Here is a 25,746-nt window from a genome sequence, read left to right on the forward strand (position 1 = left end):
AAAATCCCGCGGGCTGTCGGACAATGCACGGGTCGCGGCCCGAACGCGCGCGACCGAGCCCGGCCGATCCCGCATCGCGAGCCGCTTCCACCTCCTCCACCCAGCCCGCCGCCCCACCGTGAATCAGCCCTTGCGTAACCCGGACGACACGAACCGAATGGATGCCGAATGGCTCGCGCGTGCCCGCCTGTCGAACGTGGTGCGCTCGGGCGACGTCCTGACCTTCGACCTGACCGACCGCGCGACGGGGCGCGTGTGGCCGGCGTGCCAGACCGGCTGGGAATTCGACCAGCGCTGCCGGCAGTTCGAGCAGGAACATGCGTTGAACGGGATCCTGGACCCGGCCTGGGCGCTCTTGCCGGTGGCGCTGATCCGCGCGGCCGACGGCCCGGTGCTCGTTCATCCGCGCCTGGACGTGCGTGCGTTCGACACGCTGACCGACGGCCGGCTGCCGCTCGACGCCTTTCTCGAAACGGCGATCGGCGCCGCCCGCACGCTCGGGGAACTGCATCGGCGCGGCTGGCTGCACGGCGATCTCCAGCCGGCCAGTTTCGTCATCGCAGCGGACGGCACCGTCATGCTCCGCTCGTTCGCCCATGCCCGGGAGCGCGCGACGAAACAGGCGGCGGACCGCACGATGCGCACGGATTTCGCCGCGTACGCCGCGCCGGAAGTCTCGGCAGGCGCGTGCGTCGACGAGCGCGCCGACCTGTACGCGTTCGGCATCACGCTGTTCCGCCTGCTGACGGGCGCGATGCCTTACAAGGCCGCGTCGACGTCCGACTGGGTCCACGCGCACGTCGCGATCAAACCGTCGCCGCCCGCGGCGTTTCGCGGCGACGTGCCCGCCATCCTGAACGATCTGATCCTGAAGCTGATCGCCAAGGAACCCGCCGATCGCTACCCGTCCTGTGAAGCGGTGCAGCACGATCTCGAACGGATCCTGCACGACTGGCTCGCCGCGGGGCGCGTCGAGCCCTTCGCGCTCGGCGGCTGCGATCCGTTCGCCGGTCTGCACACGCTCGACCTGCCGGTCGGCCGAGACGTGGAAATTCATCTGCTCGAGGGGATCCTGGAGAGCGTCACGCGCACCGGCGAGTCGGCCCTCGTGCTGGTCAGCGGACCGGCCGGCGTCGGCAAGACCGCGCTCGCCGAACACTTCGTGCGTCATGCGCGCGCCGCGTCGCGCACCGCCTGGTTCGCGTCGGCCACGGTCGACCGGTTCCAGCCCGCGCGGCCGTATGCGGCCGTGCTGCAGGCGCTGCGCACGCTGTTCGGCAGCGCGCTGGCGAGGCGCGACGACGAAATCGCGGCGATCGCCGCGCGGCTGCGCGACTGCGTGGGCCGGCAGGCCAGTCTTCTTGCGGCGATCTTCCCGGAAACCGGGTGGCTGCTCGACGTCGAGCCGGTCGCGTTCGACCCTACCGATGCGATTCCCGAATTCCATCTGTGCCAGATCGTCGTGAATGCATTCCGCGCGTTCGCGGCGCCGGGCGAGCCGCTCGTCATGACACTGGACGACATCCAGTGGGCCGACGAAGCGACGCTCGCGTTCCTCGCATCGATCGCGCTCGATCCGCCGGCCCATGTCTGCATCGTCGCCAGCTATCGGAGCGGGCCGCCGCATGACGACGCGCCGGCGTTCCGGCACCTGCGCGAGCAGCTCGATCGCGCCCGCGTCGCGTCGCTGACGCTGGCACCGCTCGATACGCCCGACGTCACGCGGATGCTCGCCGGCATGCTCGGCGAGGCGCCGGCCCGCTTGTCCGGGCTCGGCGACATCGTTCATCGCAGGACGGGCGGCAATCCGTTCTACATCCAGCAGCTGCTGCGCACGCTGATCGACGAGCAGCTGCTCGGCTACGATCCGGTGCGGCAAGCGTGGCAATGGAATGCGGACGACATCGAGGCGCGCCACGAGACCGAGAACGTCGTGAGCCTGCTCGCGGTCCGGATGCAGCGCTTGCCGCACGAAACGAGAACGCTGCTGGCGCTGATGGCCTGTATCGGCATCGACATCGACGAAGCGCTGTTGCGCGCGGCCGCCGACAAAACGCTGGCCGAACTCCGCTTCTGGCTGGACCCGGCGCGCCGGATGGGTCTCGTGTCGCTCTCCGGCGACCGCTGGCGCTTCGCTCACGACCGCATCCTCGAGGCCGTCTACGCACTCACGGGGCGCCCGGAGCGCGCGCTGCGCCACGCCCGGATCGCCGCCGCGATGCTCGCGCGCGCGAACCCGCCGTCACCCGACTCCTTGCTGGCGCTCGCCGCCCAGATCGAACTGGCGCAAGGCGTGCCGCTCGACGACACGCTCGCGCTCGCATACGCGGGTGCGCTCGCCGACGCCGCGGAGGCCGCGGCCACGGCCGCCGCGCGCGATCGTGCGTTGTCGTTTCTTGCGTCGGCGCAATCGCTGCTCGGCCCGCATGCCTGGTCGCAACACTACGGCCTCGCCAGCCGGATCGGCATCCTGCGCAGCGGCCTGCTGCTCGCGACCGGCGAAACCGCACAGGCGTCCGACGCGATCGACACGCTCATGGCACGTACGCGCACGCCCGCCGACCGCGCCGAGGCGCATCGGCTGAAGGCCGCCCAGCTCACGGTGGAGTCGCACTACCGGCAAGCGATCGACGTCGCGCTGGCCGGGCTGGCGCTGCTCGGCGTCGAACTGCCCGCCGAGCCGGTCGAGGCCGATCTCGCGGCGGCCTGCGATGCGGTGCGCGCGGCGCTCGACGGCCGCGCCATCGCCGACCTGGTCGACCTGCCCGTGATGACCGACACGCGCGTGGAAGCCACGATGGCACTGCTGACCGCGCTCGAAGCCGCGATGTTCTATCCGAGCGGCGGGTTGATGCTGCTGCATTTCGCGACGATGGTGCGGCTGACGCTGCGCCACGGTGTCACTGCCGCGTCGGTACAGGGGCTCGCGTGGTACGGCGTCAGCATCGCCGAGCATCACGACGCGTATGAAGACGGCTTCGAATTCGCGAAGGTCGCGCTCGCGCTGGTCGATCGCCACGGCTTCGAACGCTATCGCTCCGCCACGCTGATCGCGCTCGACCAGGTGAGCGTCTGGACCCAGCCGCTCACCTATGCACTCGAACGCGCGCGCGAGGCGAAAGCGGCCGGCAATGCAAGCGCCGAGCTGCGCTGGATGTGCTACAGCTGCAACCACATCGTCAGCGATCTGTTGTCGATGGGCGAGGCGCTGCCCGCGATTCGCGACGAAATCGACCCGCTGCTGGAGATCGCGCGCGGCGCACGCTACGACGACATCGTCGATCTCGTCTCCACCCAGTCGGAATTCATCGACGCGCTGCAGTTCGGCCAGGACCGGATGATCGGCGCGTGGCGTGCGCGTGCCTCGACCCGGACCCCGATGTCGGTCCTGGCATTCTGGACCGACGTGCTCGCCGGCCGGGCGGCCTTCATCTTCGGCGACGCGGCGACGGCGCGCGCATCGCTCGATGCGGCCGCGTCGAGCGCATGGTCGACGCCCGCGCACATCATGCTTGCCGATTTCCACCTGTTCAGCGTGCTGGCCGGGATCGCGTGCGACGACGGCGCAACGCCGCCCGAACGCATGCTCGAACGCTTCGCGCCCCAGCGCGCCCGCTTCGCGGTGTGGAGCGAGCGAAATCCCGGAACGTTTCTCAACAAGCTCGCGCTGATCGACGCCGAGTTCGCGCGCGTGCGCGGCGAGCACGTGGTCGCGATGCAGCAGTACGAAACGTCGGCCAGCCTCGCGGCGGAACACGGCTTCGTGCACGAACAGGCGCTCGCGCACGAGCGGGCCGCGCAGCATGCCGCGTCGCTCGGGCTCGCCGGCCAGGCCCGTCACCAGTTGCGGCTCGCCCATGCGTGCTACCGGCGCTGGGGCGCGACCGGCAAGACGCGGGCGATGGAAGCGCAGCATCCGTTCCTCGTGATGGATCCGTCGCCGGGCGGCCCGGCCGCGTCCGCGCGCGAAGATCTCGATTTCGCGCTCGCGATGCGTGCCGCCCATTCGTTGTCCGAAGAAATCGTGCTGGAGCGCCTGATCCAGACGCTGATGCGCAACATGCTCGTGTACGCCGGCGCCCGCTATGGCCTGCTGCTGCTCAACCGGCGCGACCGGCTGACCATCGAAGCGGTGGCGCGCATCGCGGGCAGCGACGTGATCGTCGACATCGCGCGCAGCGAACCCACCGAACAGGATGTGCCGCTGTCGATCCTGAACACCGTCGCGCGCACGCGCAAGCCGATCGTGCTCGAGAATGCGCAGCGCGACGGCGTTCCCGATCACGTCGACAGCCTGCGCGCGCACCCGACGCGCTCGCTGTTCTGCCTGCCGCTGTTGAAACAGGGCGCGCTGGTCGGCGTGCTGTATCTCGAGAATGCACTGAGCAACGGCGTGTTCTCGCCGCGGCGCATCGCGATGCTGGAAGTGCTCGCGCCGCAGGCGGCCAACGCGCTCGAATCCGCGCGGCTTTACGCGGAGCTGATCGACGAGAACGCGCGCCGGGTGGAGACCGAGGCCGCGCTGCGGCACGCGCGCACCGAGCTCGCGCGCACCGCGCACATGACGGTGATGGGCGAACTCGCCGCATCGATCGCGCACGAGATCAATCAGCCGCTGACGAGCATCGTGTCGAGCGCCGGCGCGGGCATGCGCTGGTTGCGCGGCCCGCAACCCGATCTCGGCGAGGCGCTCGCGAGCCTGGACGACATCCGTGCATCCGGCGTGCGCGCGGCCGACATCGTCCGCGCGTTGCGATCGCTCGCGCGCCAAACGCCGCCCGCGCTGGCACCGGTCGCGATCGACGACCTGATTCGCGACATGCTGCGTCTCACCGAAACGGAAATCGACGCGAAGCAGGTGGTGCTGCGCGTCGACCTGCACTGCGACGGCGTGCGCGCGATGGCCGACCGCACCCAGATCCAGCAGGTGATCCTCAATCTCGTCACCAATGCACTCGACGCGATGGACGGACTCGTCACGCAGCGCGAACTCGAAATCGCGTCGCAGGTCGAGGACGGCCATGCGGTCGTCCGCATCGCCGATCGCGGCGCCGGCATCGCTGCGGACATCGCCAACCGGATCTTCGATCCGTTCTTCACGACGAAATCGCACGGCATGGGAATGGGACTCGCGATCTGCCGCTCGATCATCGAGGCGCATGGCGGCACGCTCGACGCCGCGCCACGCGACGGGCACGGTACCGTGATGACGTTCCGGCTGCCGGTGTCGACGCGCGGCTGATACCGGCGACCGACGCATCGCGGCGCCGCCGCCGCACGGCTCAGGCTGCGCCCTGCCGTTGCGCGTCCTCGCTCAGGAAGCGGTGCACGAAGGTCACGGCCATCGCCCCTTCGCCGACCGCCGATGCCACCCGCTTGACCGAGCCCGACCGGACGTCGCCCGCCGCGAACGAACCCGGCACGCTCGTTTCGAGATAGTAGGGCCGGCGCTCGAGCGGCCACACGCGCCCGAATTCAGGACAGTCGTAGAGGTCGCTGCCCGTGACCAGGTAGCCGCTCTCGTTGCGAATGATGTTCGTGTCCCTCGCCCATTCGGTGTTCGGCGCACCACCGATGCAGACGAACAGGTGCGTGGCCGGCAGCACTTCCCGCGCACCGTCTTCCGTGCGCAGCACGATCGCCTCGAGCCGGCCGTCGCCCTGCAACGCGTCGACAGTCGTGCCGTAGCGGACGGTCACGTTCGGCATGCGCTCGATCCGGTCGATCAGGTAGCGCGACAGCGTTGCCGCGAGCGATGCGCCGCGCACGATCATCGTGACTTCACGCGCGTGCCGTGCGAAGTTCATCACCGCCTGCCCGGCCGAATTTCCGCCGCCGACGATGAACACGTGCTTGCCCTCGCACATCGGCGCCTCGCTCGATCCCGCGCCATAGAACAGGCCCGCGTTGAGAAAGCGCTGTTCGTCCGGCAGACCGAGGCTGCGGTATTCGATGCCGGTCGCGCAGATGTTCGCGCGCGCGGTCAGAATCGAGCCGTCGGCCAGGTCGACGCGAATCTTGCCGTCGACGAACGTCGCATGCACGCCCTCGCGCATCATCAGCAGCTCGACGCCGAACTTGACCGCCTGCTGGCGCGCACGCTCGGCCAACTCGGCGCCCGGGATGCCGTCCGGGAATCCCATGTAGTTCTCGATGAGCGAACTCGTCCCCGCCTGTCCGCCGACCGCATCGCGCTCGATCACGACGGCCCGCAACCCTTCCGATGCCGCGTAGACGGCAGCCGACAGACCCGCCGGGCCGGCACCGTAGATCGACAGGTCATACTCGATGAAGCGCGGCCGCGCGACCCAGCCGAGCTTGGCGGCGATCTCCGGCAGCGTCGGCTGGTACATGCACGTACCGTCCGGAAAGACGACGACCGGCAGCCGGACGTCGCGCAGCGGCGCGATGCCCAGCTCGCGCACGCAATCGGTGTCCGACGTCAGTTCGCACCACGCGTACTCGACCACGCCGCGCTTCAGGAAATCGCGAATTGCGTAGGCTTCCTTGCTGTTCGGCAAACCGATTACCCTGACATGCTGAGACTGCGTCATGAAGCCCTCCCGGCGACCGCACCGCGACATTGCACCCCGGCCGCACTTGCGACTGTACGTCGTCGTCGCCATCGCGCCGCGACGTTTAATAAGAATTAAGGTCCGCTCGCGCCACGACCGTCCACAATGAATCCTGTCCGCCTCCGCTTGCAGCTTCGTGCCGGCCGCGCTGCGAGCGCTCTGCGGCGCCGGCATCGGAGCGAAAGATGACTACCACCTGCAGTCACCTCGGCGAAGCGCGCGTCCTGCACACCGACAAGGACTACTGCGAGGAATGCGTGAAGTCCGGCAGCCGGTGGGTGCATCTGCGCCTGTGCCTGAGCTGCGGGCAAGTCGGTTGTTGCGACTCGTCGCCGAATCGCCACGCGAGCCGGCATTTCCACGAAACCGGCCATCCGCTCGCCCGTTCGATCGAGCCGGGCGAGCGCTGGGTATGGTGCTACGCGGACGAAGTCATGGCCGGCGAAATCGCGTCGTAGCGCATCGCGCGCCGGCATCCGGCACCCATTTCCACTGCGGGTAAACACCGCTCGATCGCGGCTTTGTCCTGCCGATCTTTTCTACTAGAATTTATCGAACGATAACTTATCGACTGATAAACACGAGGTGTCCCATGCCTGTATCCAGACTTGCGCACTACTCGATCCGCACGCTCGATCTCGAGAAATCGTGCCGGTTCTATGAACGCGTGCTCGGCTTCAAACGCGGCTATCGTCCGCCGTTCGACTTTCCCGGCGCATGGCTCTACAAGGGCGGCGACGAAGCCGATTACGGCACCGTGCACATCATCGGCGTCGATCCGTCCAATCCGGACGGCCTTGCCGCCTATCTCGGCGACAAGGCGCTGCCGGCCGCCGGCACCGGCACCGTCGACCACATCGCGTTCCTCGCGACCGGCGTCGAGGCGACGTGGCGCACGCTGCGCGCCGAGAACATCCCGTGGCGCGACCGCACGGTGCCGAGCCTCGGCCTGCACCAGGTCTTCATCGAGGATCCGTCCGGCGTGACGATCGAACTCAACTTCCCTGCCGCCGAGGTCGAGGGCCTCGCGCTTCCCGACGCGGCCGCATCGGCCGGCGCATCCACCGGAGACTGACATGAACAACATCACTGCAAGCAAACGCAAGGCGGCGATCGTGGGCGGCTCGCTGGGCGGGCTGTTCGCCGCCAACCTCCTGCTGCGCAACGGCTGGGACGTGGACGTCTACGAGCGGGTGCCCGAGGCGCTGTCGGGCCGTGGTGCCGGCATCGTCACGCATCCGGAACTGTTCGACGTGATGCTCGCCGCGGGCGTGCGCATCGACGCGTCGATCGGCGTCAAGGTCGAGTCGCGCATCACGCTGTCGCAGGACGGCGCCGTGGAATCGGAACGGCGCTTGCCGCAGACGCTCACCGCGTGGAGCAAGATGTACCACGTGCTGCGTGCGGCGCTGCCCGATCAGCACTATCACGCGGGCGCCGTCGTGACCGACGTCGCGGACGGGCCGGAGCACGCGTCTATCACACTGTCCGACGGCTCGGTCGTGCATGCCGATCTCGTCATTGCCGCCGACGGGTTCCGCTCCGCGATTCGCGAGCGGCTGCTGCCGGACGCGCAGCTGCAATACGCGGGCTATGTCGCATGGCGCGGGCTGGTCGACGAAGCCGCGCTGTCGGAAGCGACCCACGCGAGCCTGTTCGACAAGTTCGCGTTCGGCTTGCCGCCGCACGAACAGATCCTCGGCTACCCGGTCGCCGGCCAGGGCAACAGCACGCAACCCGGCGAGCGCCGCTACAACTTCGTCTGGTATCGCGCGACGCGCGAAGACACCGACCTGCCGAACCTGCTGACCGACGAGACCGGCAAGCTGTGGGCCGGCGGCATTCCGCCGACGCTGATCCGGCGCGACGTCCTCGCCGATCTCGAGGACGCGGCCGACGCACTGCTCGCGCCGCAGTTCGCGGAAGTCGTCGCACGCGCGACGCAGCCGCTGTTCCAGCCGATCTACGACCTCGAAGTGCCGCGCATGGCGTTCGGCCGGATCGCGCTGCTCGGCGATGCCGCGTTCGTCGCGCGGCCGCACTGCGGAATGGGCGTCACGAAGGCGGCCGGCGATGCGCTCGCGCTCGTCGCGTCGCTCGCCACGCGCGCCGACACGCTCGACGCGCTGTGCGAATACAGCGAGACGCGCACCGCCTTCGGCGTCGCGATCGTGCAGCACGCGCGCCATCTCGGCGCGTACATGCAGGCGCAACTGAAAAACGACACCGAGCGCGAAATGGCCGAGCGCTATCGCACGCCGGAAGTCGTGATGCGGGAAACCGCGGTGCCGCCGCATTTCTGAGCCAGGCGCGGGCGGACGTCGCGTACGAGACGCGAGGTCCGCAGCGCCGCCACGACATCCGATCCCTCAAGGAGACACCGTGAACCACCCGCTTCCGGCCACCGCCGGCACCGCGCCCGACCTGGATTCGCCGCCGCAGGCCATGCATCCGCTGCTGCGCGATGCCCGTTTTCGCACGCTCGTCAGGCGCAGAAGGCTGCTCGCCTGGTCGCTGACGCTCGTCATGCTCACCCTCTATTTCGCGTTCATCCTGACGCTCGCGTTTTCGCCGGCGCTGCTCGGCCAGCCGATCGTGCCGGGCCGGCCGACGCCGTGGGGCATCCCGGTCGGCTTCGGCATGTTCGTCGTCACGTTCGCGCTCGTCGCGCTGTACGTATTCCAGGCCAATTCGGTCCACGACGCGCTCGTCGCGTCCCTTCGTCACGGAGACACGCCATGAAACGCCTGCTCCTCGCCGCGATCGCCGCCGCCGGCACGGCACCGGCGTTCGCGGCCGGCCCCGCGGCGATCGCACATGGGCACAACCCGGTCGCGATCGGCATGTTCCTGCTGTTCGTCGCGTCGACGCTCGCCATCACGCGCTGGGCCGCGCGCAAGAATCACAGCGTGGCCGACCACTATGCGGCCGGCGGCCGGATCACCGCGTTCCAGAACGGCTGGGCGATCGCCGGCGACTACATGTCCGCGGCATCGCTGCTCGGTATCTCCGCGCTGGTGTTTACGAGCGGCTACGACGGCCTGATCTATTCGGTCGGCTTTCTCGCGAGCTGGCCGATCATCCTGTTCCTGATCGCCGAGCCGCTGCGCAACCTCGGCAAGTACACGCTCGCCGACGTCGTGTCCTATCGCCTGCGGCAACGGCCGATCCGCGCGTTCGCGGCGTCGAGCTCGATCGTCATCGTGCTGCTGTATCTCGTGTCGCAGATGGTCGGCGCGGGCAAGCTCGTCGAGCTGCTGTTCGGCCTCGACTACACGGTCGCGGTGCTCGTCGTCGGCGTGCTGATGGTCGTCTACGTATTCTTCGGCGGGATGCTCGCGACCACCTGGATCCAGATCATCAAGGCCGTGCTGCTGCTCGCCGGCGCGGCGTTCATGGCGTTCATGGTGCTCGGCCGTTTCGGCTTCAGCCTCGACGCACTGTTCGCGCAGGCAGTCAGCGTGCATCCGAAGCATGCGGCGATCCTGCGTCCGGGCGGCCTGGTCTCCGATCCGGTCTCCGCCGTGTCGCTCGGCCTCGCGCTGATCTTCGGCACAGCGGGCCTTCCGCACATCCTGATGCGCTTCTTCACGGTCGGCGACGTCAAGGCTGCCCGCAAGAGCATCCTCCATGCGACCGGCATCGTCGGCGTCGGCTACGTGCTGATCGTGATCATCGGCTTCGGCACCATCGCGCTCGTCGCGCCGGACCCGCAATACCACGACGCGTCCGGCGCCGTGACGGGCGGCGCGAACATGGTGGCGATCCACCTCGCGCACGCGGTCGGCGGCAACGTGTTCCTCGGCTTCATCTGCGCGGTCGCGTTCTCGACCATCCTCGCCGTGGTCGCCGGACTCACGCTCGCGGGCTCGTCGGCGATCTCGCACGATCTCTACGCGAACGTGCTGCGCCGCGGACGCGCATCCGACCAGGAGGAAATGCGCGTGGCGCGCGCGACGACCGTGGTGCTCGGCGTGCTCGCGATCCTGCTCGGCATCGCGTTCGAGAAGCAGAACATCGCGTTCATCGTCAGCCTCACGTTCTCGATCGCGGCGAACTCGAACTTTCCGGTGCTGCTGCTCTCGATCTACTGGCGCGGGCTCACGACGCGCGGCGCGGTGCTCGGCGGCCTGCTCGGGCTCGCCACCGCCGTCACGCTCACGGTGCTGAGCCCGACGGTGTGGGTGACGGTGCTCGGTCATGCGCATGCGGTCTATCCGTACGAATACCCGGCACTGTTCTCGATGGCGGCGGCGTTCGCCGGCGTCGTCCTGTTCTCCGTCACCGATCGCTCGGCCCGCGCGCGACACGAGCGTGCGCAGTTCGACACCCAGCTCGTCGCGTGCGAAATGGGCACCACAACGGGCACCACACAACGCGGCTGAGCCGCACGATTCGAAGAGTCGACATCCTCATGAGACATCCCACGTTGACCTGCACCTGCTGCCCGTCGCCGGCCCGGCGACGCCTGCTCGGCACGTTCGCCGCGCTCGCCGGCACGGCCTTGGCCGGCCGTTCGGCACCGGCTGCCGCAACCGCGAGCACGCCGGCCGCATCGGCCACCGCGCCGCTGCAGCGGCCGCGCGCGATCGACATCCACGCGCACTACTACCCGGAAAGCTTTTGCAATCTGGTCGGCGGCGAAGGCAAGCGCTTCGGCGGGTCGTTCACGTGCGACGACGCGTCGTTCACGTTCCGCACGCCCGCCGGCGGCCTCGGGCCGCTGCCGATGAAGTTCATCGACGTCGACGCGCGGCTGCGGGACATGGATGCGTCCGGCGTCGACGTCCAGGCGCTGTCGCTCAGCGTGCCGATGGCGTACTGGGCCGACCGGCCGTTCAATGCGAAGCTCGCGCGCGACTGGAACTCGGCCGCGTCGCGCGTCTACGAGCGGCATCCGACGCGCTTCGTCGTACTCGCGACGCTGCCGATGCTGAACGCGACCGACGCGATCGACGAACTCGAGCGCGCCGCGCAGCTGCCGGGCGTGCGCGGCCTGTACATGGGCACCAACATCGACAATCGCGATCTCGACGACCCGTCGTTCGCACCGGTCTTCGCGCGCATCGAGCAACTGAACCTGCCCGTGTTCCTGCATCCGCAGCAAACGGTCGGCGGCGCACGGCTCGGCGATTTCTACCTGAGCAACCTGCTCGGCAATCCGTTCGACACGGCGATCGCGGCCGCGCACCTGATCCTCGGTGGCGTGCTCGACCGCCATCCGGACCTGCACTTCACGCTGCCGCATGCCGGCGGCGCGTTGCCGATCGTCGCGGGGCGCCTCGACGCGGGCTGGACCGTGCGCCCCGAAACGCGCCGGCTCGCGCAGAAGCCCAGCAGCTATCTGCGGCGCTTCAGCTACGACACGGTGTCCCATTCGGGGCCCGTGCTGGACTTCCTGATCGCGAACGTCGGCATCGACCGGCTCGTGCTCGGCAGCGACTACTGCTTCGACATGGGTTACGAACAGCCGGTCCGCTTTCTCGACCGGCTCGACCTGAGCGCGGCCCAGCGCGCGCTGATACTCGGCGGCAATGCGGGAAAGCTGCTGCGGATCTAGCGCGATCGGGCCGCCATGTCGCGCTCGCGCGACGACGCTTGCACGATCGGCGCAGCCCGACGGCCGACATGCCATCATCCGGCGAGCCGTCGGCACCGCACGGCAAACGTCGCTGCGCAGCCGGGTCACCGTACCGCCATGCCGCCTTTCGAACAAGGAGTCACGCACGATGAAAATAGTCATTGCCGGCGGCTCGATCGCCGGTCTCGCGGCCGCGCTGACGCTCGATTGCATCGGGCACGACGTGACGGTCTACGAGCGCGCGCCGTCTCCGCTGCGCGGCCAGGGCGGCGGCGTGGCCGTGCTGCGCCGGATGATGGCGTTTCTCGAACAGCATGGCCGTCATTGCCGGCAGATGATCAGCGTGCCGACGCGTCGGCGTCGCTGGATCGAGCGCGACGGCAGCGTCACGCGGGACGAACCCGAAATGCTGCCGTTCTCGTCGTGGGACGCCGTCTACCGGGCGCTGTGCGACACGCTGCCGCGCGGACGCATCCGCTATGGCCGCACGGTCACCGGCTTCACGCAGGACGCGACGGGCGTCGACGTGCACCTGGGCGACGAACACGTTCGCGCGGACGTGCTGGTTGCGGCGGACGGGTCGGGCTCGACCCTGCGCACGCACCTGTTTCCCGGCTACGCGCCGTCATTCGCGGGCTATCTCGCGTGGCGCGGCATCGTCGACGAAGCCGATTTCGACGTTGCCGCGATCGCGCCGCTGGTCGAGAACATGACCCTTCACAAGGCGCCGGGCGAGCTGTTCATGGCCTTCCTGATTCCCGCGCTCGACGGCTCGCTCGCGCCGGGCACGCGCCGTTTCAACTGGCTGTGGTATCGCAACGAAACCGATCGCGCGGCGCTGCGCCGCCACCTGACCGATCGTCACGGCAACGTCCATCACGCGTCGGTGCATCCGGGGATGCTGGCCGACGAGGTCGTCGGCACGCTGCGGCAACTGGCGCAAGCGCGCTTGCCGGCATCCCTGTCGCAACTGGTGCTCGCCACGCGCGCGCCGTTCAACCAGGCGATCTTCGACGCGCTGAGCCCCGCCTTCGTCGATGGCCGCGTCGTGCTGATCGGCGATGCGGCGTGCACCGTGCGCCCGCATACGGCCTCCGGCACGTCGAAGGCGGCAGGCGATGCGGTGTCGCTCGCGCAGGCGCTGCCGGCCGACGCGTCCGATGTCGTCGAGCGTCTCGCGCAATGGTCGGTGCGACGACGGGCGGACGTGATCTCGTTGCTCGAGAAAGGGCCGCAACTGGCCGCCTCGTTCGGCCTCGGCACGCCGCCCTGACGCGCTGCCGGCGCGGTTCGCGCGTCGGCACGCGCACGTCGCATCGGCACCGATTCATAACGTTTTATTTCCGCCGACCGATTCCCGCTCCTAAGCTTGACACGTCGGCGCGCGATTTCATTCAGCGAACCCGCTGCGTCGACCCGGCGCGGCGCAGCCGATTCCGGCGCCGTCATGCATTCCATTCGACCCGCGAGGCCAATATCATGCGTAATCCTAAACTTGATGTCCTGACGCCCCATAACTGCCAGATGCTGTTCATCGACCTGCAGCCCCAGATGGCACTGGGCGTGCAGTCGATCGACCGGCAGACGCTGAAGAACAACGCGGTCGGGCTGGCGAAGGCCGCGAAGGCCTTCGACATTCCGACCACGATAACGACGGTCGAGACCGAGAGCTTCTCCGGCTATGCGTTCCCGGAACTGCTCGACGTCTTTCCGAACCAGCCCGTCCTCGAACGTTCGTCGATGAACTCGTGGGACGACCAGAAGGTGCGCGACGCACTCGCGAAGAACGGTCGCAAGAAAGTGGTCGCGGCCGGTCTGTGGACGGAGGTGTGCAATCTCACCTTCGCGCTGTGCGCGATGGACGAAGGCGAATACGAGATCTACATGGTCGCCGACGCATCGGGCGGCACGTCGAAGGAAGCGCACGAGTACGCGATGCAGCGCATGATCCAGGCCGGCGCGGTACCGGTCACCTGGCAGCAGGTGATGCTCGAATGGCAGCGCGACTGGGCGCGGCACGAAACCTACGATGCCGTGATGAACATCGTGCGCGAACATTCCGGCGCATACGGGATGGGCGTCGACTACGCATACACGATGGTCCACAACGCGCCGCAGCGCGCGAAGGAACCGCACGCGATGCTTGCGCCGGTGCCGGCACCGATCGCGCGCAGATGACGGCAGACGAAACGGCCGACGATCGCGGCCGCGCCCCGCAACCCGCCCGCCGCCTGCGTTCAGAACGTTTCAGCGCGGTTTCAGGAAACGGCGCTGCCGCCAGCGTAGACTGCCCCCATCAGTCGCCGAGCGGGCCACGGACCGCGTGCGCGACACACCTCTCCTGGAGCGACGACATGATCTCCGCCGCGAATCGCTGCCGCCGGACCGGCTTGTCATGGCCGAACCGGTCGGCGATGCACCGTCGCCACCCGGCGGCCCCTGCTGCAATTTCCTGCGCCGGCACGCGTCGGCAAAGCCGCGCGCGCTGGCCCGTCTGTCACGGCAAGCGGATCCGCGCCGCGGCGTGCGAACCGCACGGCCGGCGTCCGCTCCGTTGCCCCGCCGACCGCATGACGCCGGAACCGGCTCGCCGGGAGTACGCATGAAGCACAAACGACTCTGGTTCGGCGCGGCGGTTGTCGCGATCGTCGGCCTCGCGGTCGCGATCGGCATCATGGTCCGGCCGTCGATCGCGCCGGTCGATCCGCCCGCGCGCACGTCTTTCGATCCGCAGCTCGTGCGCGCGGGCGCACGCGTCGTCGCGCTCGGCGACTGCGTCGTGTGCCACACCGCGAAGGACGGCAAGCCGTTCGCCGGTGGCCTGCCGCTCGCGACACCATTCGGCACGATCTACGCGACCAACATCACGCCGGATGCCGACACGGGCATCGGCCGCTGGTCGCAGGCCGCGTTCGCGCGCGCGCTGCGCAGCGGCATCGCCCGCGACGGCCATCCGCTCTACCCGGCGTTTCCGTACATCCATTTCACGCGGATGTCCGACCAGGACATCGAGGCCGCATACGCGTACCTGATGACGCGCGAACCGGTGCAGACGAAGACGCCGGCGAACGACCTGATCTTCCCGCTCAACTTCCGGCCGCTGGTCGCGTTCTGGAACGTGCTGTTCCTGCGCGAGGGCGCGTACCAGCCCGATCCGTCGCAATCCGCGCAATGGAATCGCGGCAAGATGCTCGTCGACGGCCTCGGGCACTGCGCGTCCTGCCATTCGCCGCTGAACGCAATCGGCGGCGAACAGGCCGGCAAGGCGTTCGACGGCGGCATCGTCGACGGCTGGGACGCGCCGCCGCTCAACACGCTCGGCAACGCGGCCCGGCCGTGGACGCAAGCGCAACTGGTCACGTACCTGCGCACCGGCCGCGCGAGCGAGCACGGCGCGGCTGCCGGACCGATGCTGCCGGTCACGCGCGATCTCGCGACGGTGCCGGCGGAAGACGTCGAGGCGATCGCCGCGTACATCCTGTCCATCCAGAAGCCGGCCGCCGCGCGTCCCGCAACGACGGCCACCGCGGAACACGGCCCGACGACGCCGGCCGCGCAGCGCGGCGCGGTGCTGTTCCAGGCGTCGTGCGCGCAGTGTCACGGGCCGGCCTCGCCGATGCAATCGATCGGCGAGCGGCCGACGCTCGCGTTCAGCACGGCCGTCCATGCCGACACGCCGCGCAACGCGATCCAGATGATGTTCAACGGCATCGGCTGGCATGGCGAGGACACGCTGAACTACATGCCGTCCTACCTCGACCAGTACGACGACGCGCAGATCGCGGATCTCGCCGCCTACCTGCGCGAGACGTATTCCGATCGCCCCGCATGGAGCGGCATCGACACCCTCGCCGCGAAGCTCAGAAAGGAGGACCGCGCACCATGATCACCCTCACCGTGAATGGCGTGCGGCACACGCTCGACATCGATCCGTCGACGCCGCTGCTGTACGCGCTGCGCAACGACCTGCACCTGCACGGCGCGAAATTCGGCTGCGGCCTCGGGCAATGCGGCGCATGTACCGTGATCGTCGACGACAAGCCGATGTTCTCGTGCCTGATTCCGGTCGCCGCGCTCGGCGAGCGCCGCGTCAGAACCGTCGAAAGCCTCGGCACGGCCGACCATCCGGGCAAGCTTCAACAGGCGTTCATCGACCATCAGGCGGCGCAGTGCGGCTACTGCATCGCGGGCATGATCATGCGTGCGCAGGCGCTGCTCGAACGCAACCCGAAACCGACCGAACGCGAGCTGCGCACCCACATGGAACCGAACCTGTGCCGTTGCGGCACCCACATGCGGATCCTGGCCGCCGTGCGCCAGGTCGCGGGCCTGCCGGAGCCGGAACCGTCCGCCGCGCCGGTCATGATCAGCAAGGGAATCTGATGAACGCACCCGACGACATCGACGAAGGCCGCCGGCACTTCATGGTCTCCGGCGCGCTCTTCGTCGCGTTCAGCCTCGCGCCGGCCGCGCGCGCGGCCGCCGAAGTCGTGATCGCGGACGAAGGCGCCGCCGTCCACGTCGCCAAGGCCACCGAAACGCTGGCCGGCAGCCTCAAGACCAACCCGCTGCTCGACGCGTGGATCAAGATCGCGCCCGACGGCAAGGTCACCGTGTTTACCGGCAAGGTCGAGCTCGGCACCGGCGTGCGCACCGCGTTGCTGCAGGTAGCCGCCGAGGAGCTGAACATGAAGCCCTCGCTGATCACGTTCCTGACCGCCGACACCGGCGCGTCGCCGGACGAGGGCCTGACGGCCGGCAGCCACACGATGGCGGACAGCGGCTCCGCGCTGCTGAACGCCGCCGCGCAGGTGCGCGGGCTGCTGGTCGACGGCGCGGCGAAGCAGTTCGGCGTCGATCCGCGCACGCTCACCGTCGCCGATGCCGTCATCACGGCGCCGGACGGCCGCACGATGCGCTACGGCGACGCGGTGCGCACCGTCGACCTGCACCGCAACGCAACGCCGACCTCGCCGCTGAAGCCCCCGGCCACGTTCACCGTGATCGGCACGTCGCTGCCGCGCGTCGACATTCCGAACAAGGTCACGGGCGGCGTCAGCTACGTGCAGGACATGGAACTGCCGGGCATGCTGCACGCGCGCGTCGTGATGCCGCCGGTGTACGACGCGGCACTGCAGTCGTTCGACGAAGCCGCGATCCTGAAGATGCCGGGCGTCGTGCGGATCGTGCGCAACGGCAGCATGCTCGCGGTCGTCGCGCACGGCGAATGGCAGGCGGTCGTCGCGCAGCGCGCGCTGGCCGCAAGCTGCCGCTGGTCCGGCGGCCGCGCGCTGCCCGATCGCGCGACGGTCCACACGGAGCTGAAGCGGATCGCGACCCAGCGCATCGAAATCGCCAACACGCATGCGCCCACCGCGCCGGCGACGAAGACGCTGTCCGCCACGTTCCTGAAGAACTACCTGCTGCACGGCTCGATCGGGCCGTCGTGTTCGGTCGCGCATCTCGAGAACGGCACGCTGACGGTGTGGACCCACTCGCAGGGCGTCTACCCGCTGCGCGACGCCCTCGCCGAGATGCTGTCGCTGCCGAAGGCGAGCGTGCGCTGCATCCACACCGAGGGTTCCGGCTGCTACGGGCACAACGGCGCGGACGATGCGGCCGCGCATGCGGCGCTGATCGCGGCGGCGATGCCCGGCAAGCCGATCCGCGTGCAATGGATGCGCGAGCAGGAACATACGTGGGACCACTTCACGCCGGCGATGGTCACCGAGCTCAGCGCGTCGCTCGACGCGGGCGGTCGCATCGTCGACTGGAACTATGCGCTGTGGAGCAGTTCGCACAACGAGCGCATCGTCAATGCCGGCCGGCTGCTGCCCGCGCGGATGCTCGAGCCGCCGTTCGTGTCCGCGCCGTCGACGCCGATGCTGCAGCCCGAGGGCGGCGGCGATCGCAACGCGATCCCGCTGTACGCGCTGCCCAACATGCACATCGTCAACAACTTCTCGCCGACGATGCCGCTGCAGACTTCCGCGATGCGCTCGCTCGGCGCGCACACCAACGTGTGGGCCATCGAGAGCTTCATGGACGAGCTCGCGCACGCGGCCGGCGTCGATCCGGTCGAATTCCGCCTGCGCCACATGCAGGACCCTCGCGCGCGGCAGGTGATCCAGCTCGCCGCGGCCCGGTTCGGCTGGCCGCGGCCGCCGCGCGCGCGCAATCGCGGCGTCGGCTTCGCGTTCGGCAAGTACAAGAACCTGATGGCCTACGTCGCGATCGCGATCGAGATCACGGTCGAGCCGGAGACGGGCCACGTGACGCTCGATCGCGCGGAAGTCGCGGTCGACGCCGGCCAGGTCGTGTCGCCGGACGGCATCCGCAACCAGATCGAGGGCGGCATCGTGCAGGCCGCCAGCTGGACACTGTACGAGGCGCTGCAATACGATACGCAGCGCATTCGCAGTTTCGACTGGAGCAGCTATCCGATCCTGCGGTTCGGCTCGGCCCCGCAAAGCATCAAGGTGCATCTGATCAATCGCCCCGGTGCGCCGTTCCTCGGCGCGGCCGAGGCGTCGATGGGGCCGACCGCGGGCGCGCTGGCCAACGCGATCTTCGACGCGACCGGCCAGCGCATGCGCGAAATGCCGTTCGCCGGCGATTCGCTCAGAAAACGGATCGACGCATAGCCGCACCTCACAACCGACCGCGCCGGCACGGACCGGCGCCGGCAACCCGACAGGCTGGAGATTTCTGAACGATGGATACCTTGCTTTCGATGCGCGTGTTCACGCGCATCGTCGAGACGGGCAGCTTCACGCGCGCGTCGGACACCACCGGGCTCACGACGCCGCGCGTGTCCGCGCTGCTGAGCACGCTCGAACAGCATCTCGGCTGCCGGCTGCTGAACCGCACGACGCGCCGCATCTCGCTGACCGAGGACGGGCAGGCCTATTACGAACGCTGCGTCGGCGTGCTGCGCGAGATCGACGACATGGAAGCGGCCGTCTCGCAGGCGCGCAACGTGCCGCGCGGCCGCCTGAAGGTGAACCTGCCGCCGGCGATGGCGAAACAGATCATGGTGCCCGCGCTGCCCGAATTCCTCGCCGCCCACCCGGGCATCTCGGTCGAACTCGGCGTGACGGACCGGCAGATCGACCTCGTCGGCGAGGGGGTCGATTGCGTCGTGCGCATCGGCGCGCTCGACGACTCGGGACTGGTCGCGAAGCGGATCGGCAGCCTCACCACCTGCACCTGCGCGGCCCCCGCGTATCTCGAGCGCTGCGGCGCACCCGATACGGTGGACGACCTCGCGCAGCACATCGCGGTCAGCCACATGTCGGCCGATACGGGCCGGCCGCGGCCGTGGGACTACGTCGTCGACGGCGAAACGCGCATCATCCAGATGTGCGGCACGGTCGCGGTCAACGACGCCGACACCTACATCGCATGCGGCGTCGCGGGGATCGGCCTGATCAAGACCTCGCTGTACCTGGTCGAGCCGTACCTGAAATCGGGACGCCTGCGCGAGGTGCTGACCGATTTCAACACGCCGCCGCGGCCGATCTCGATCCTGTATCCGCCCAACCGGCACACGCCCGTCAAGCTCAAGGTCTTCGTCGACTGGCTCGCCGGCCTGTTCGCGCAGATCCCGACGCTGCAGGGCCAGCGAGGCTGAAGGCCGCCCGCGTCGCGCAGCGCATGAATCAAGTGATTTAAGGCGGCGTTTTAGGACGATTCAGCCCGCGCGATCCAGACTTGTTTCATGGGCTTCGCGATCCGCGATATCCGCGCCGGAGGCCCGCGACGAGAGGCCATCATGAAGATCGCGATCGCCGGCGGCTCCATCCATCGCGGACGTGGCCGCCGCCGTCACGCTGCCTTGCGTCGGCCGCGAGGCCGCCGTCCACGAACGTCGCGACCGGCCGTGGCCCGCTCAGGGCGGCGCGGTCGCGGTACTGCGCCGCCTGACCACTTTCCCGACACGAACGGCGAACCGTTGTGCGGTCATCTGGCCGCCCCCGGGCGTCCACCTGCGCGCTCGCGTCGGCCAGGCTCCCCGCCACTGGCGTCCGCCTGCGCGCACGCCGCGGCCGGGCTCGCCGTCACCGGCATGCGGTTCGCGGCCGATCCCTGCCGCGGCGGGCGCGCATGACGCCGCCCGCGATTCGCCCCCTTTGCGCGCCGCGCAATGCTCGATTGCGCGGCGACCGTATTCCCTTGTTATCGATCGATCAATAATCTTGACGGCAATGCGGCGGCTTCCGGTTCGCCGCGACCCACACCGCATCATCCGCCCGACGACCGGGCACCCGACATCTCTTTCGAAGGAGTCGACCATGTCAGCAGAATCCACCCCGCTCGCGCCCCACGGGCACGCGGCCAAGCTCACGCAGGGCCTCATCCTGCTGTTCGCGTTCAGTTGCGGCGCGATCGTCGCGAACCTGTACTACGCGCAGCCGATCACCGAACTCATCGCGCCGAGCCTGCACATGTCCGGCGCGACCGCGAGCCTCATCGTGTCGCTGACGCAGATCGGCTACGCGCTCGGCCTGTTCTTCATCGTGCCGCTCGGCGACCTGCTCGAGAACCGCAAGCTGATGATCACGACCGCCGTCGTGTCGATCGCGAGCCTTGCGGCGGCGGCGATGGTGCATACGCCCGGGCCGTTCCTCGCGATCTCGCTGCTGATCGGTTTCAGCTCGGTCGCCGTGCAGATCCTGGTGCCGCTCGCCGCGCACCTCGCGCCCGATCATTCCCGCGGCCGCGTGGTCGGCACGATCATGAGCGGGCTGCTGCTCGGCATCCTGCTCGCGCGCCCGCTGTCGAGCGTGGTGGCCGACGCGTTCGGCTGGCGCTTCGTGTTCGCCGCCGCCGCCGTGCTGATGACGCTCGTGACGGCCGTGCTCGCGCTGACGATCCCGTCGCGCCAGCCCGATCACCGCGCGACCTATTTCGAACTGATCGGCTCGCTGCTGCATCTGGTCCGCACGATGCCGGTGCTGCGCCATCGCGCGTTCTACCAGGGCCTGATGTTCGCGTCGTTCAGCCTGTTCTGGACCGCCGTGCCGGTCGAGCTCACGCGTCACTACGGCCTGTCGCAATCGGCCATCGGCCTGTTCGCGCTGGTCGGCGCGATCGGCGCGACGTCGGCGCCCGTCGCCGGCCGCCTCGCGGATGCCGGCCATACGGTGCGGGCCACGCTGATCGCGCTGGTCGCGGGTGCGCTGTCGTACGCGGTCGCGCTGGTCCACGGCGCCGGGCTGTACGGCCTCGTCGTCACGGGCATCGTGCTCGACTTCGCGGTGCAGATGAACATGGTGCTCGGCCAGCGCGAGATCTACGCGCTGCATGCGGCGAGCCGCAACCGCCTGAACGCGCTGTACATGACGAGCATCTTCGTCGGCGGCGCCGTCGGCTCCGCGCTCGCGAGCCCGCTGTACGAGCATGGCAGCTGGCCGCTCGTCGCCGCCGTCGCCGGTGCGTTCCCGATCGTCGCGCTCGCCCACTACCTCGTGATCGGGCGGCCGCACGCGCAACGCCACGCCCAGGCTTGAACCGGCGCCGGCACCGGTTCACGCGCGAACGCCGCTCGGGTCGCTCGCGCCATTGGAACGCTGCCGGCACGTCACCTCCGACTTTCCGCAGGGCCCGCCGCGACACCGGCCACGGCCGCACGATCCGCGGCGCCGCCCTGCTCCACGCAAAAGGAATTCATCATGTCTACCCTGCTCGGCAACTACGATCTGCGCGGCCTGCCGCTTCCCAACCGTATCGTGATGGGGCCGATGACGCGTTCTCGCGCGCCTTCGCGCGGCCAGCCGACCGCGCTCATGGCCGAGTACTACGCCCAGCGCGCATCCGCCGGCCTGATCGTTACCGAAGCGACCAACGTCAGCCCGGCCTCCGCGGCGTTCGAACTGACGCCCGGGCTCGTCACCGACGAGCAGGCTGCCGGCTGGAAGCAGGTCACCGACGCAGTTCATGCGAACGGCGGGCGCATCTTCGCGCAGCTCTGGCACGGCGGCCGGGTCAGCTCGCTGACGCTGCTCGGCGGCGAAGCGCCGCTGTCGCCGTCCGGCGTCAACGACGATCTCGAACAGCTGCAGGTGTGGGCGCAGTTGCAGAACGGCTACTACACGAAGATTCACGCGACGCCGTCGCGCGCGATGACGACCGACGAGGTCGCCGCGACGGTCGAGGAATTCCGCCAGGCCGCGCTGCGCGCGAAGGCGGCCGGCTTCGACGGCGTCGAGATTCACGCGGCCAACGGCTACCTGCCGCACCAGTTCCTGTCGTCGACGCTGAACCGCCGCGACGATCGCTACGGCGGCTCGGTCGCGAACCGCGCGCGCTTCCTCGAGGAAATCGTCGACGCGGTCGGCGGCGTGCTGCCGCTCGACCGGGTGGGCGTGCGCATCTCGCCGTACGCGAAGTACAACAACGTGCGCGACGCGGATCCGGATGCGACGTATGCGTACGTCGGCCGCATGCTCGACGAAGCCGGCGTCGCGTATCTGCACGCGGCGGATACCAACGGCTGGAGCGGCGAGCCGGACCTGCCGCGGATCGTCGCCAACACGCGCAACGCGTATCGCGGCACGCTGATCGTCAACGGCGGCATCGCGCCGGAGGCCGCGAATGCGCTGATCGACGCGGGCGACGCCGATCTCGTCGCGTTCGCGCGCGCCTACATCGCGAACCCCGATCTCGTCGAGCGCATCGCGGCGAAGGCGCCGCTCGCCGCGCCGAAGACGGTCGGCTGGTATGGCGGCGACCGCGCGGGTTATGTCGACTATGCGCGTCATGACGCGGCGGGCGTGAACGTTTGAACGCCCGAGCACCGCAGCGGCGGCCAAACTGCCGCCGCGGCAAGCTCGCGCCACCGGCCCCGAAACGACGCCGTCAAACGTCCTTCCAGCGCGCACCCAGCACGCGCCCGCAGAAATTCGGCCGCTGAAAATCCGGGTCGGCACGCTCGAGCACATCGGCGCTCCACGTGCCGAACGTCGACGCCGGCCGGTGCGCGACGCCACGTGCGACCGCATCGAGGAACGCGTCGCCGAACCCTTCGTCGCGCGGGTACGCGGCGAGCAGCGCCCGACGCTCGTCCGCCGAATACGCGTCGAAGCCGCTCGCCATCAGGTCCGCCGCCACAGCCTCGGCCAGCGCGCACGCCAGCGGCGAGACGCGCGCGGCCACACCGGGCGTCGTATGCAGCGCGATCGCGCGCCACACGTCGTCGCACTGACGCTGCGACGTGTGATGCCGCAGCAGGAACGCGTGCGCGGCATCGGCGCTGTCGACCTCGTAGCGCGCGCTCGAGCGGCAATAGGCGGGGCTCAGTCCCATGTTCGCGTACATCGCGGCCACGTACAGCGCATCGGCATCGAGCGTCTCGCCGGCACGGCGCGCGGCAAGCGACGCCAGGACGAACACCCGGCATGCGTGACCGGTCAGCACCGGCGGCAACGATGCACACGCCGCTTCGGCCGCTTCGATCGCCATCGGCGTCCGCGGAATGCGAACGCCGGCGACTTCGTCATCGGCGGGTGCGCACGTCGGCGCTCCACTCATCTCGTCTCCTTCTGCCCCGCGCCGGGGCGGAAAATTGTCTGTTCATCGGGCCGCACGCGCCGGCCCGCCGACCTGCCGCCTACGAGGCGACGCCGGGATAACCGAATGCTTCGCACTGCTCGACGACTTCCCGCGCAGCCACCTGCAGGCGCCGCGCGAAACGCGCCGCTGGGCCGCGCACGGCACCGGCATCCGCGCGGGCGCCATCCGCGCCGCCGCCGCCCGCCGCGCGCAGCGACGCCGCCGCCGCGGGACGACGCCGGCCGAAACCGCCGAATTCGACCACCGGCGACCACGCGGGGCTGACCGGCAACGGCGGGGGCGCCAGCGGCTCGAACTCGTCGGCCGCATGCACGACCTTGCCGCCGACGACGGTCAGCACCGAGGAGAGCGTCTTGATCTGCGCCTCGTCGATCGTGAAGTAGTCGTCCGTCAGCACGGCGAAATCCGCGTACTGGCCGGGCACCAGCGCGCCCTTGCGATCGTCTTCGTTCGAAAACCACGCGCTGCCGACCGTATAGCGGCGCAGCGCTTCCATCCGGCCGAGCCGGTTCCATTCGGGGTAAAGCGCCGTGCCGCCGACGGTGCGCCCGGACACCATCCAGTACAGCGACAGGAACGGGTTGTAGCTCGCGATGCGCGTCGCATCGGTACCCGCGCCGACCGGCAGCCCGGCCGCCAGCATCGCGCGGATCGGCGGCGTGCGCGCGGCCGCTTCCGCGCCGTAGCGCGCGATGAAGTACTCGCCCTGGAACGCCATCCGGTGCTGGACCGTCACGCCGCCGCCGAGCGCGGCGATACGCGCGATGTTCGCATCCGAGATCGTCTCGCAATGATCGAAGAACCAGCGCAGCCCGTCGAACGGCAGCTCGCGGTTCACGGCTTCCAGCACGTTCAGGAAGCGGCCGATCGATTCGTCGTAGGTCGCGTGCAGCCGGAACGGCCAGCGGTGCCGCACCAGCAGCCGGACCACGGCGGCCAGTTCCGCCTCGAGCGCGTCGGGCAGGTCGGGGCGTGGTTCGAGAAAATTGCCGAAATCGGCCGCGGAATACACCAGCAGTTCGCCGGCGCCGTTCATCCGCAGGAACGCGTCGCCGTCGCCGGGCTTGGCCAGCGTCACCCACCGCGCGTAGTCGTCGAGCTCGCGCCCCGCCTGCTGCACGAACAGGCTGTACGCGATGCGCACCGTCAGTTCGCCGCGCTTCGCGAGCGCCATGACCGCCGCGTAGTCGTCCGGATAGGCCTGGAAATCGCCACCCGCGTCGATCGTGCTCGTCACGCCGAAACGGTTCAGTTCGCGCATGAAATGCCGCGTCGAATTGATCTGGTCGTCGTGGCCGAGCTTCGGCGCGCGCTCGAGCACCGCATGCAGGATGCCCATGTCGGGGCGCGCGATCAGCATGCCGGTCGGCCGGCCGAGGCGATCGCGCTGGATCTCGCCGCCGGGCGGATCGGACGTGTCGCGGCCGTAGCCGATCGCGCGCAGCGCGGCCGCGTTCAGCAGCGCGCTGTCGCCCAGGTGCAGGATGAAGACCGGCGTGTCGGGCGCGATCGCGTTGAGCTCGGCCACCGTCGGCCCGCGCTTTTCCGCGAACTGGAATTCGGTCCAGCCGCCGACCACGCGCACCCAGTGCGGCGCGGGCGTGCGCAGCACCTGGCGGCGCAGCATGCCGAGCGCGTCGGCCAACGTCGGCACGCCGTCCCAGCGCAGCTCCAGGTTGAAGTTCAGGCCGCCGCGGATCATGTGCAGGTGCGAATCGTTCAGGCCCGGGATCACGGTGCGGCCGTTCAGGTCGATGCGCAGCGTGCCGTCGCGCGCGTGGCGCAGCACGTCGCGGCCGCTGCCGCTCGCGAGGATCCGGCCGTCCTTCACCGCGAGCGCGGTCACGAACGATTGCCGCGCGTCCTGCGTCGCGATCTTGCCGTTGTAGACGATGAGGTCCGCCGCTTCGGCGAATGCCGTCGTGTCGAGCACCGTCAGCCCCCCCTGCTCGCGCCGAACGCCGGCATGCGGCCGCACGCGGCATGCACCCGGTTTGACGATACACCGACCATCCC

The 25,746-nt window shown here is 69.4% G+C and carries 18 protein-coding genes; 15 read left to right on the top strand and 3 right to left on the bottom strand.

Going from position 1 to position 25,746, the window contains the following annotated elements; genetic code table 11:
- Window positions 1-157: 157 nt before the first annotated feature.
- Window positions 158-5,242 (top strand): AAA family ATPase, encoded by a 5,085-nt coding sequence (locus tag U5A56_RS30080; RefSeq protein ID WP_321926077.1) that lies wholly within the window; start codon window positions 158-160, stop codon window positions 5,240-5,242.
- A 40-nt stretch (window positions 5,243-5,282) separates the two neighbouring features.
- On the opposite strand, the gene U5A56_RS30085 is transcribed toward U5A56_RS30080, so the two are convergent.
- Window positions 5,283-6,554: an NAD(P)/FAD-dependent oxidoreductase gene (locus tag U5A56_RS30085; protein WP_321926078.1), complete on the bottom strand. Its 1,272-nt coding sequence runs from the start codon at window positions 6,552-6,554 to the stop codon at window positions 5,283-5,285.
- Between the two features lie 206 nt (window positions 6,555-6,760).
- On the opposite strand from U5A56_RS30085, the gene U5A56_RS30090 reads away from it, so the two are divergent.
- The 14 genes from U5A56_RS30090 to U5A56_RS30155 all read left to right on the top strand — a co-directional run bounded on the left by U5A56_RS30090 (window position 6,761) and on the right by U5A56_RS30155 (window position 22,943).
- Window positions 6,761-7,033 carry a ubiquitin carboxyl-terminal hydrolase 14 gene (locus U5A56_RS30090; RefSeq protein ID WP_124521100.1) on the top strand — a complete coding sequence of 91 codons (273 nt, stop codon included), beginning with the start codon at window positions 6,761-6,763 and terminating at the stop codon, window positions 7,031-7,033.
- A gap of 134 nt (window positions 7,034-7,167) precedes the next feature.
- Window positions 7,168-7,650 carry a VOC family protein gene (locus tag U5A56_RS30095; RefSeq protein WP_124529611.1) on the top strand — a complete coding sequence of 161 codons (483 nt, stop codon included), beginning with the start codon at window positions 7,168-7,170 and terminating at the stop codon, window positions 7,648-7,650.
- 1 nt (window position 7,651) lies between these two features.
- On the top strand, window positions 7,652-8,878 hold the full coding sequence (locus U5A56_RS30100; RefSeq protein ID WP_124521104.1) for an FAD binding domain-containing protein: 1,227 nt from the start codon (window positions 7,652-7,654) through the stop codon (window positions 8,876-8,878).
- 79 nt (window positions 8,879-8,957) lie between these two features.
- On the top strand, window positions 8,958-9,317 hold the full coding sequence (locus tag U5A56_RS30105; protein ID WP_044847111.1) for a DUF485 domain-containing protein: 360 nt from the start codon (window positions 8,958-8,960) through the stop codon (window positions 9,315-9,317).
- A complete protein-coding gene (gene actP, locus U5A56_RS30110) occupies window positions 9,314-10,960 on the top strand; it encodes a cation/acetate symporter ActP (protein WP_321926082.1) in 1,647 nt (548 codons plus the stop codon). The genes U5A56_RS30105 and actP overlap by 4 nt, the downstream gene beginning before the upstream one ends.
- Window positions 10,961-10,989: 29 nt before the next feature.
- Complete coding sequence (locus U5A56_RS30115; RefSeq protein ID WP_321926084.1) at window positions 10,990-12,135, top strand: amidohydrolase family protein; 1,146 nt, start codon at window positions 10,990-10,992, stop codon at window positions 12,133-12,135.
- Window positions 12,136-12,304: 169 nt separating this feature from the next.
- Entirely contained in the window at window positions 12,305-13,429 is a 1,125-nt protein-coding gene (locus U5A56_RS30120; RefSeq protein WP_321926085.1) for an FAD-dependent monooxygenase, read from the top strand.
- 206 nt (window positions 13,430-13,635) lie between these two features.
- Window positions 13,636-14,334, top strand: coding sequence for a hydrolase (locus tag U5A56_RS30125; protein ID WP_321926087.1), 699 nt, complete (start codon window positions 13,636-13,638; stop codon window positions 14,332-14,334).
- A gap of 424 nt (window positions 14,335-14,758) precedes the next feature.
- Window positions 14,759-16,042: a cytochrome c gene (locus U5A56_RS30130; protein ID WP_321926089.1), complete on the top strand. Its 1,284-nt coding sequence runs from the start codon at window positions 14,759-14,761 to the stop codon at window positions 16,040-16,042.
- On the top strand, window positions 16,039-16,539 hold the full coding sequence (locus U5A56_RS30135; RefSeq protein ID WP_321926091.1) for a (2Fe-2S)-binding protein: 501 nt from the start codon (window positions 16,039-16,041) through the stop codon (window positions 16,537-16,539). The genes U5A56_RS30130 and U5A56_RS30135 overlap by 4 nt, the downstream gene beginning before the upstream one ends.
- On the top strand, window positions 16,539-18,800 hold the full coding sequence (locus U5A56_RS30140) for a xanthine dehydrogenase family protein molybdopterin-binding subunit (protein WP_321926092.1): 2,262 nt from the start codon (window positions 16,539-16,541) through the stop codon (window positions 18,798-18,800). The genes U5A56_RS30135 and U5A56_RS30140 overlap by 1 nt, the downstream gene beginning before the upstream one ends.
- Before the next feature lie 71 nt (window positions 18,801-18,871).
- The gene (locus tag U5A56_RS30145; RefSeq protein ID WP_044847103.1) at window positions 18,872-19,789 is read left to right on the top strand and encodes a LysR family transcriptional regulator; all 918 of its coding nucleotides are present in this window, start codon (window positions 18,872-18,874) and stop codon (window positions 19,787-19,789) included.
- Between the two features lie 661 nt (window positions 19,790-20,450).
- Window positions 20,451-21,668: an MFS transporter gene (locus tag U5A56_RS30150; RefSeq protein ID WP_321926094.1), complete on the top strand. Its 1,218-nt coding sequence runs from the start codon at window positions 20,451-20,453 to the stop codon at window positions 21,666-21,668.
- 162 nt (window positions 21,669-21,830) lie between these two features.
- Complete coding sequence (locus U5A56_RS30155) at window positions 21,831-22,943, top strand: alkene reductase (protein WP_321926096.1); 1,113 nt, start codon at window positions 21,831-21,833, stop codon at window positions 22,941-22,943.
- A 73-nt stretch (window positions 22,944-23,016) separates the two neighbouring features.
- On the opposite strand, the gene U5A56_RS30160 is transcribed toward U5A56_RS30155, so the two are convergent.
- On the bottom strand, window positions 23,017-23,688 hold the full coding sequence (locus U5A56_RS30160; protein ID WP_321926098.1) for a phosphohydrolase: 672 nt from the start codon (window positions 23,686-23,688) through the stop codon (window positions 23,017-23,019).
- Window positions 23,689-23,767: 79 nt separating this feature from the next.
- Window positions 23,768-25,663 (bottom strand): amidohydrolase, encoded by a 1,896-nt coding sequence (locus U5A56_RS30165; protein ID WP_321926198.1) that lies wholly within the window; start codon window positions 25,661-25,663, stop codon window positions 23,768-23,770.
- Window positions 25,664-25,746: the final 83 nt, after the last annotated feature.

The sequence above is a fragment of the Burkholderia sp. BCC1998 genome (assembly GCF_905339875.1).
Taxonomy (GTDB): domain Bacteria; phylum Pseudomonadota; class Gammaproteobacteria; order Burkholderiales; family Burkholderiaceae; genus Burkholderia.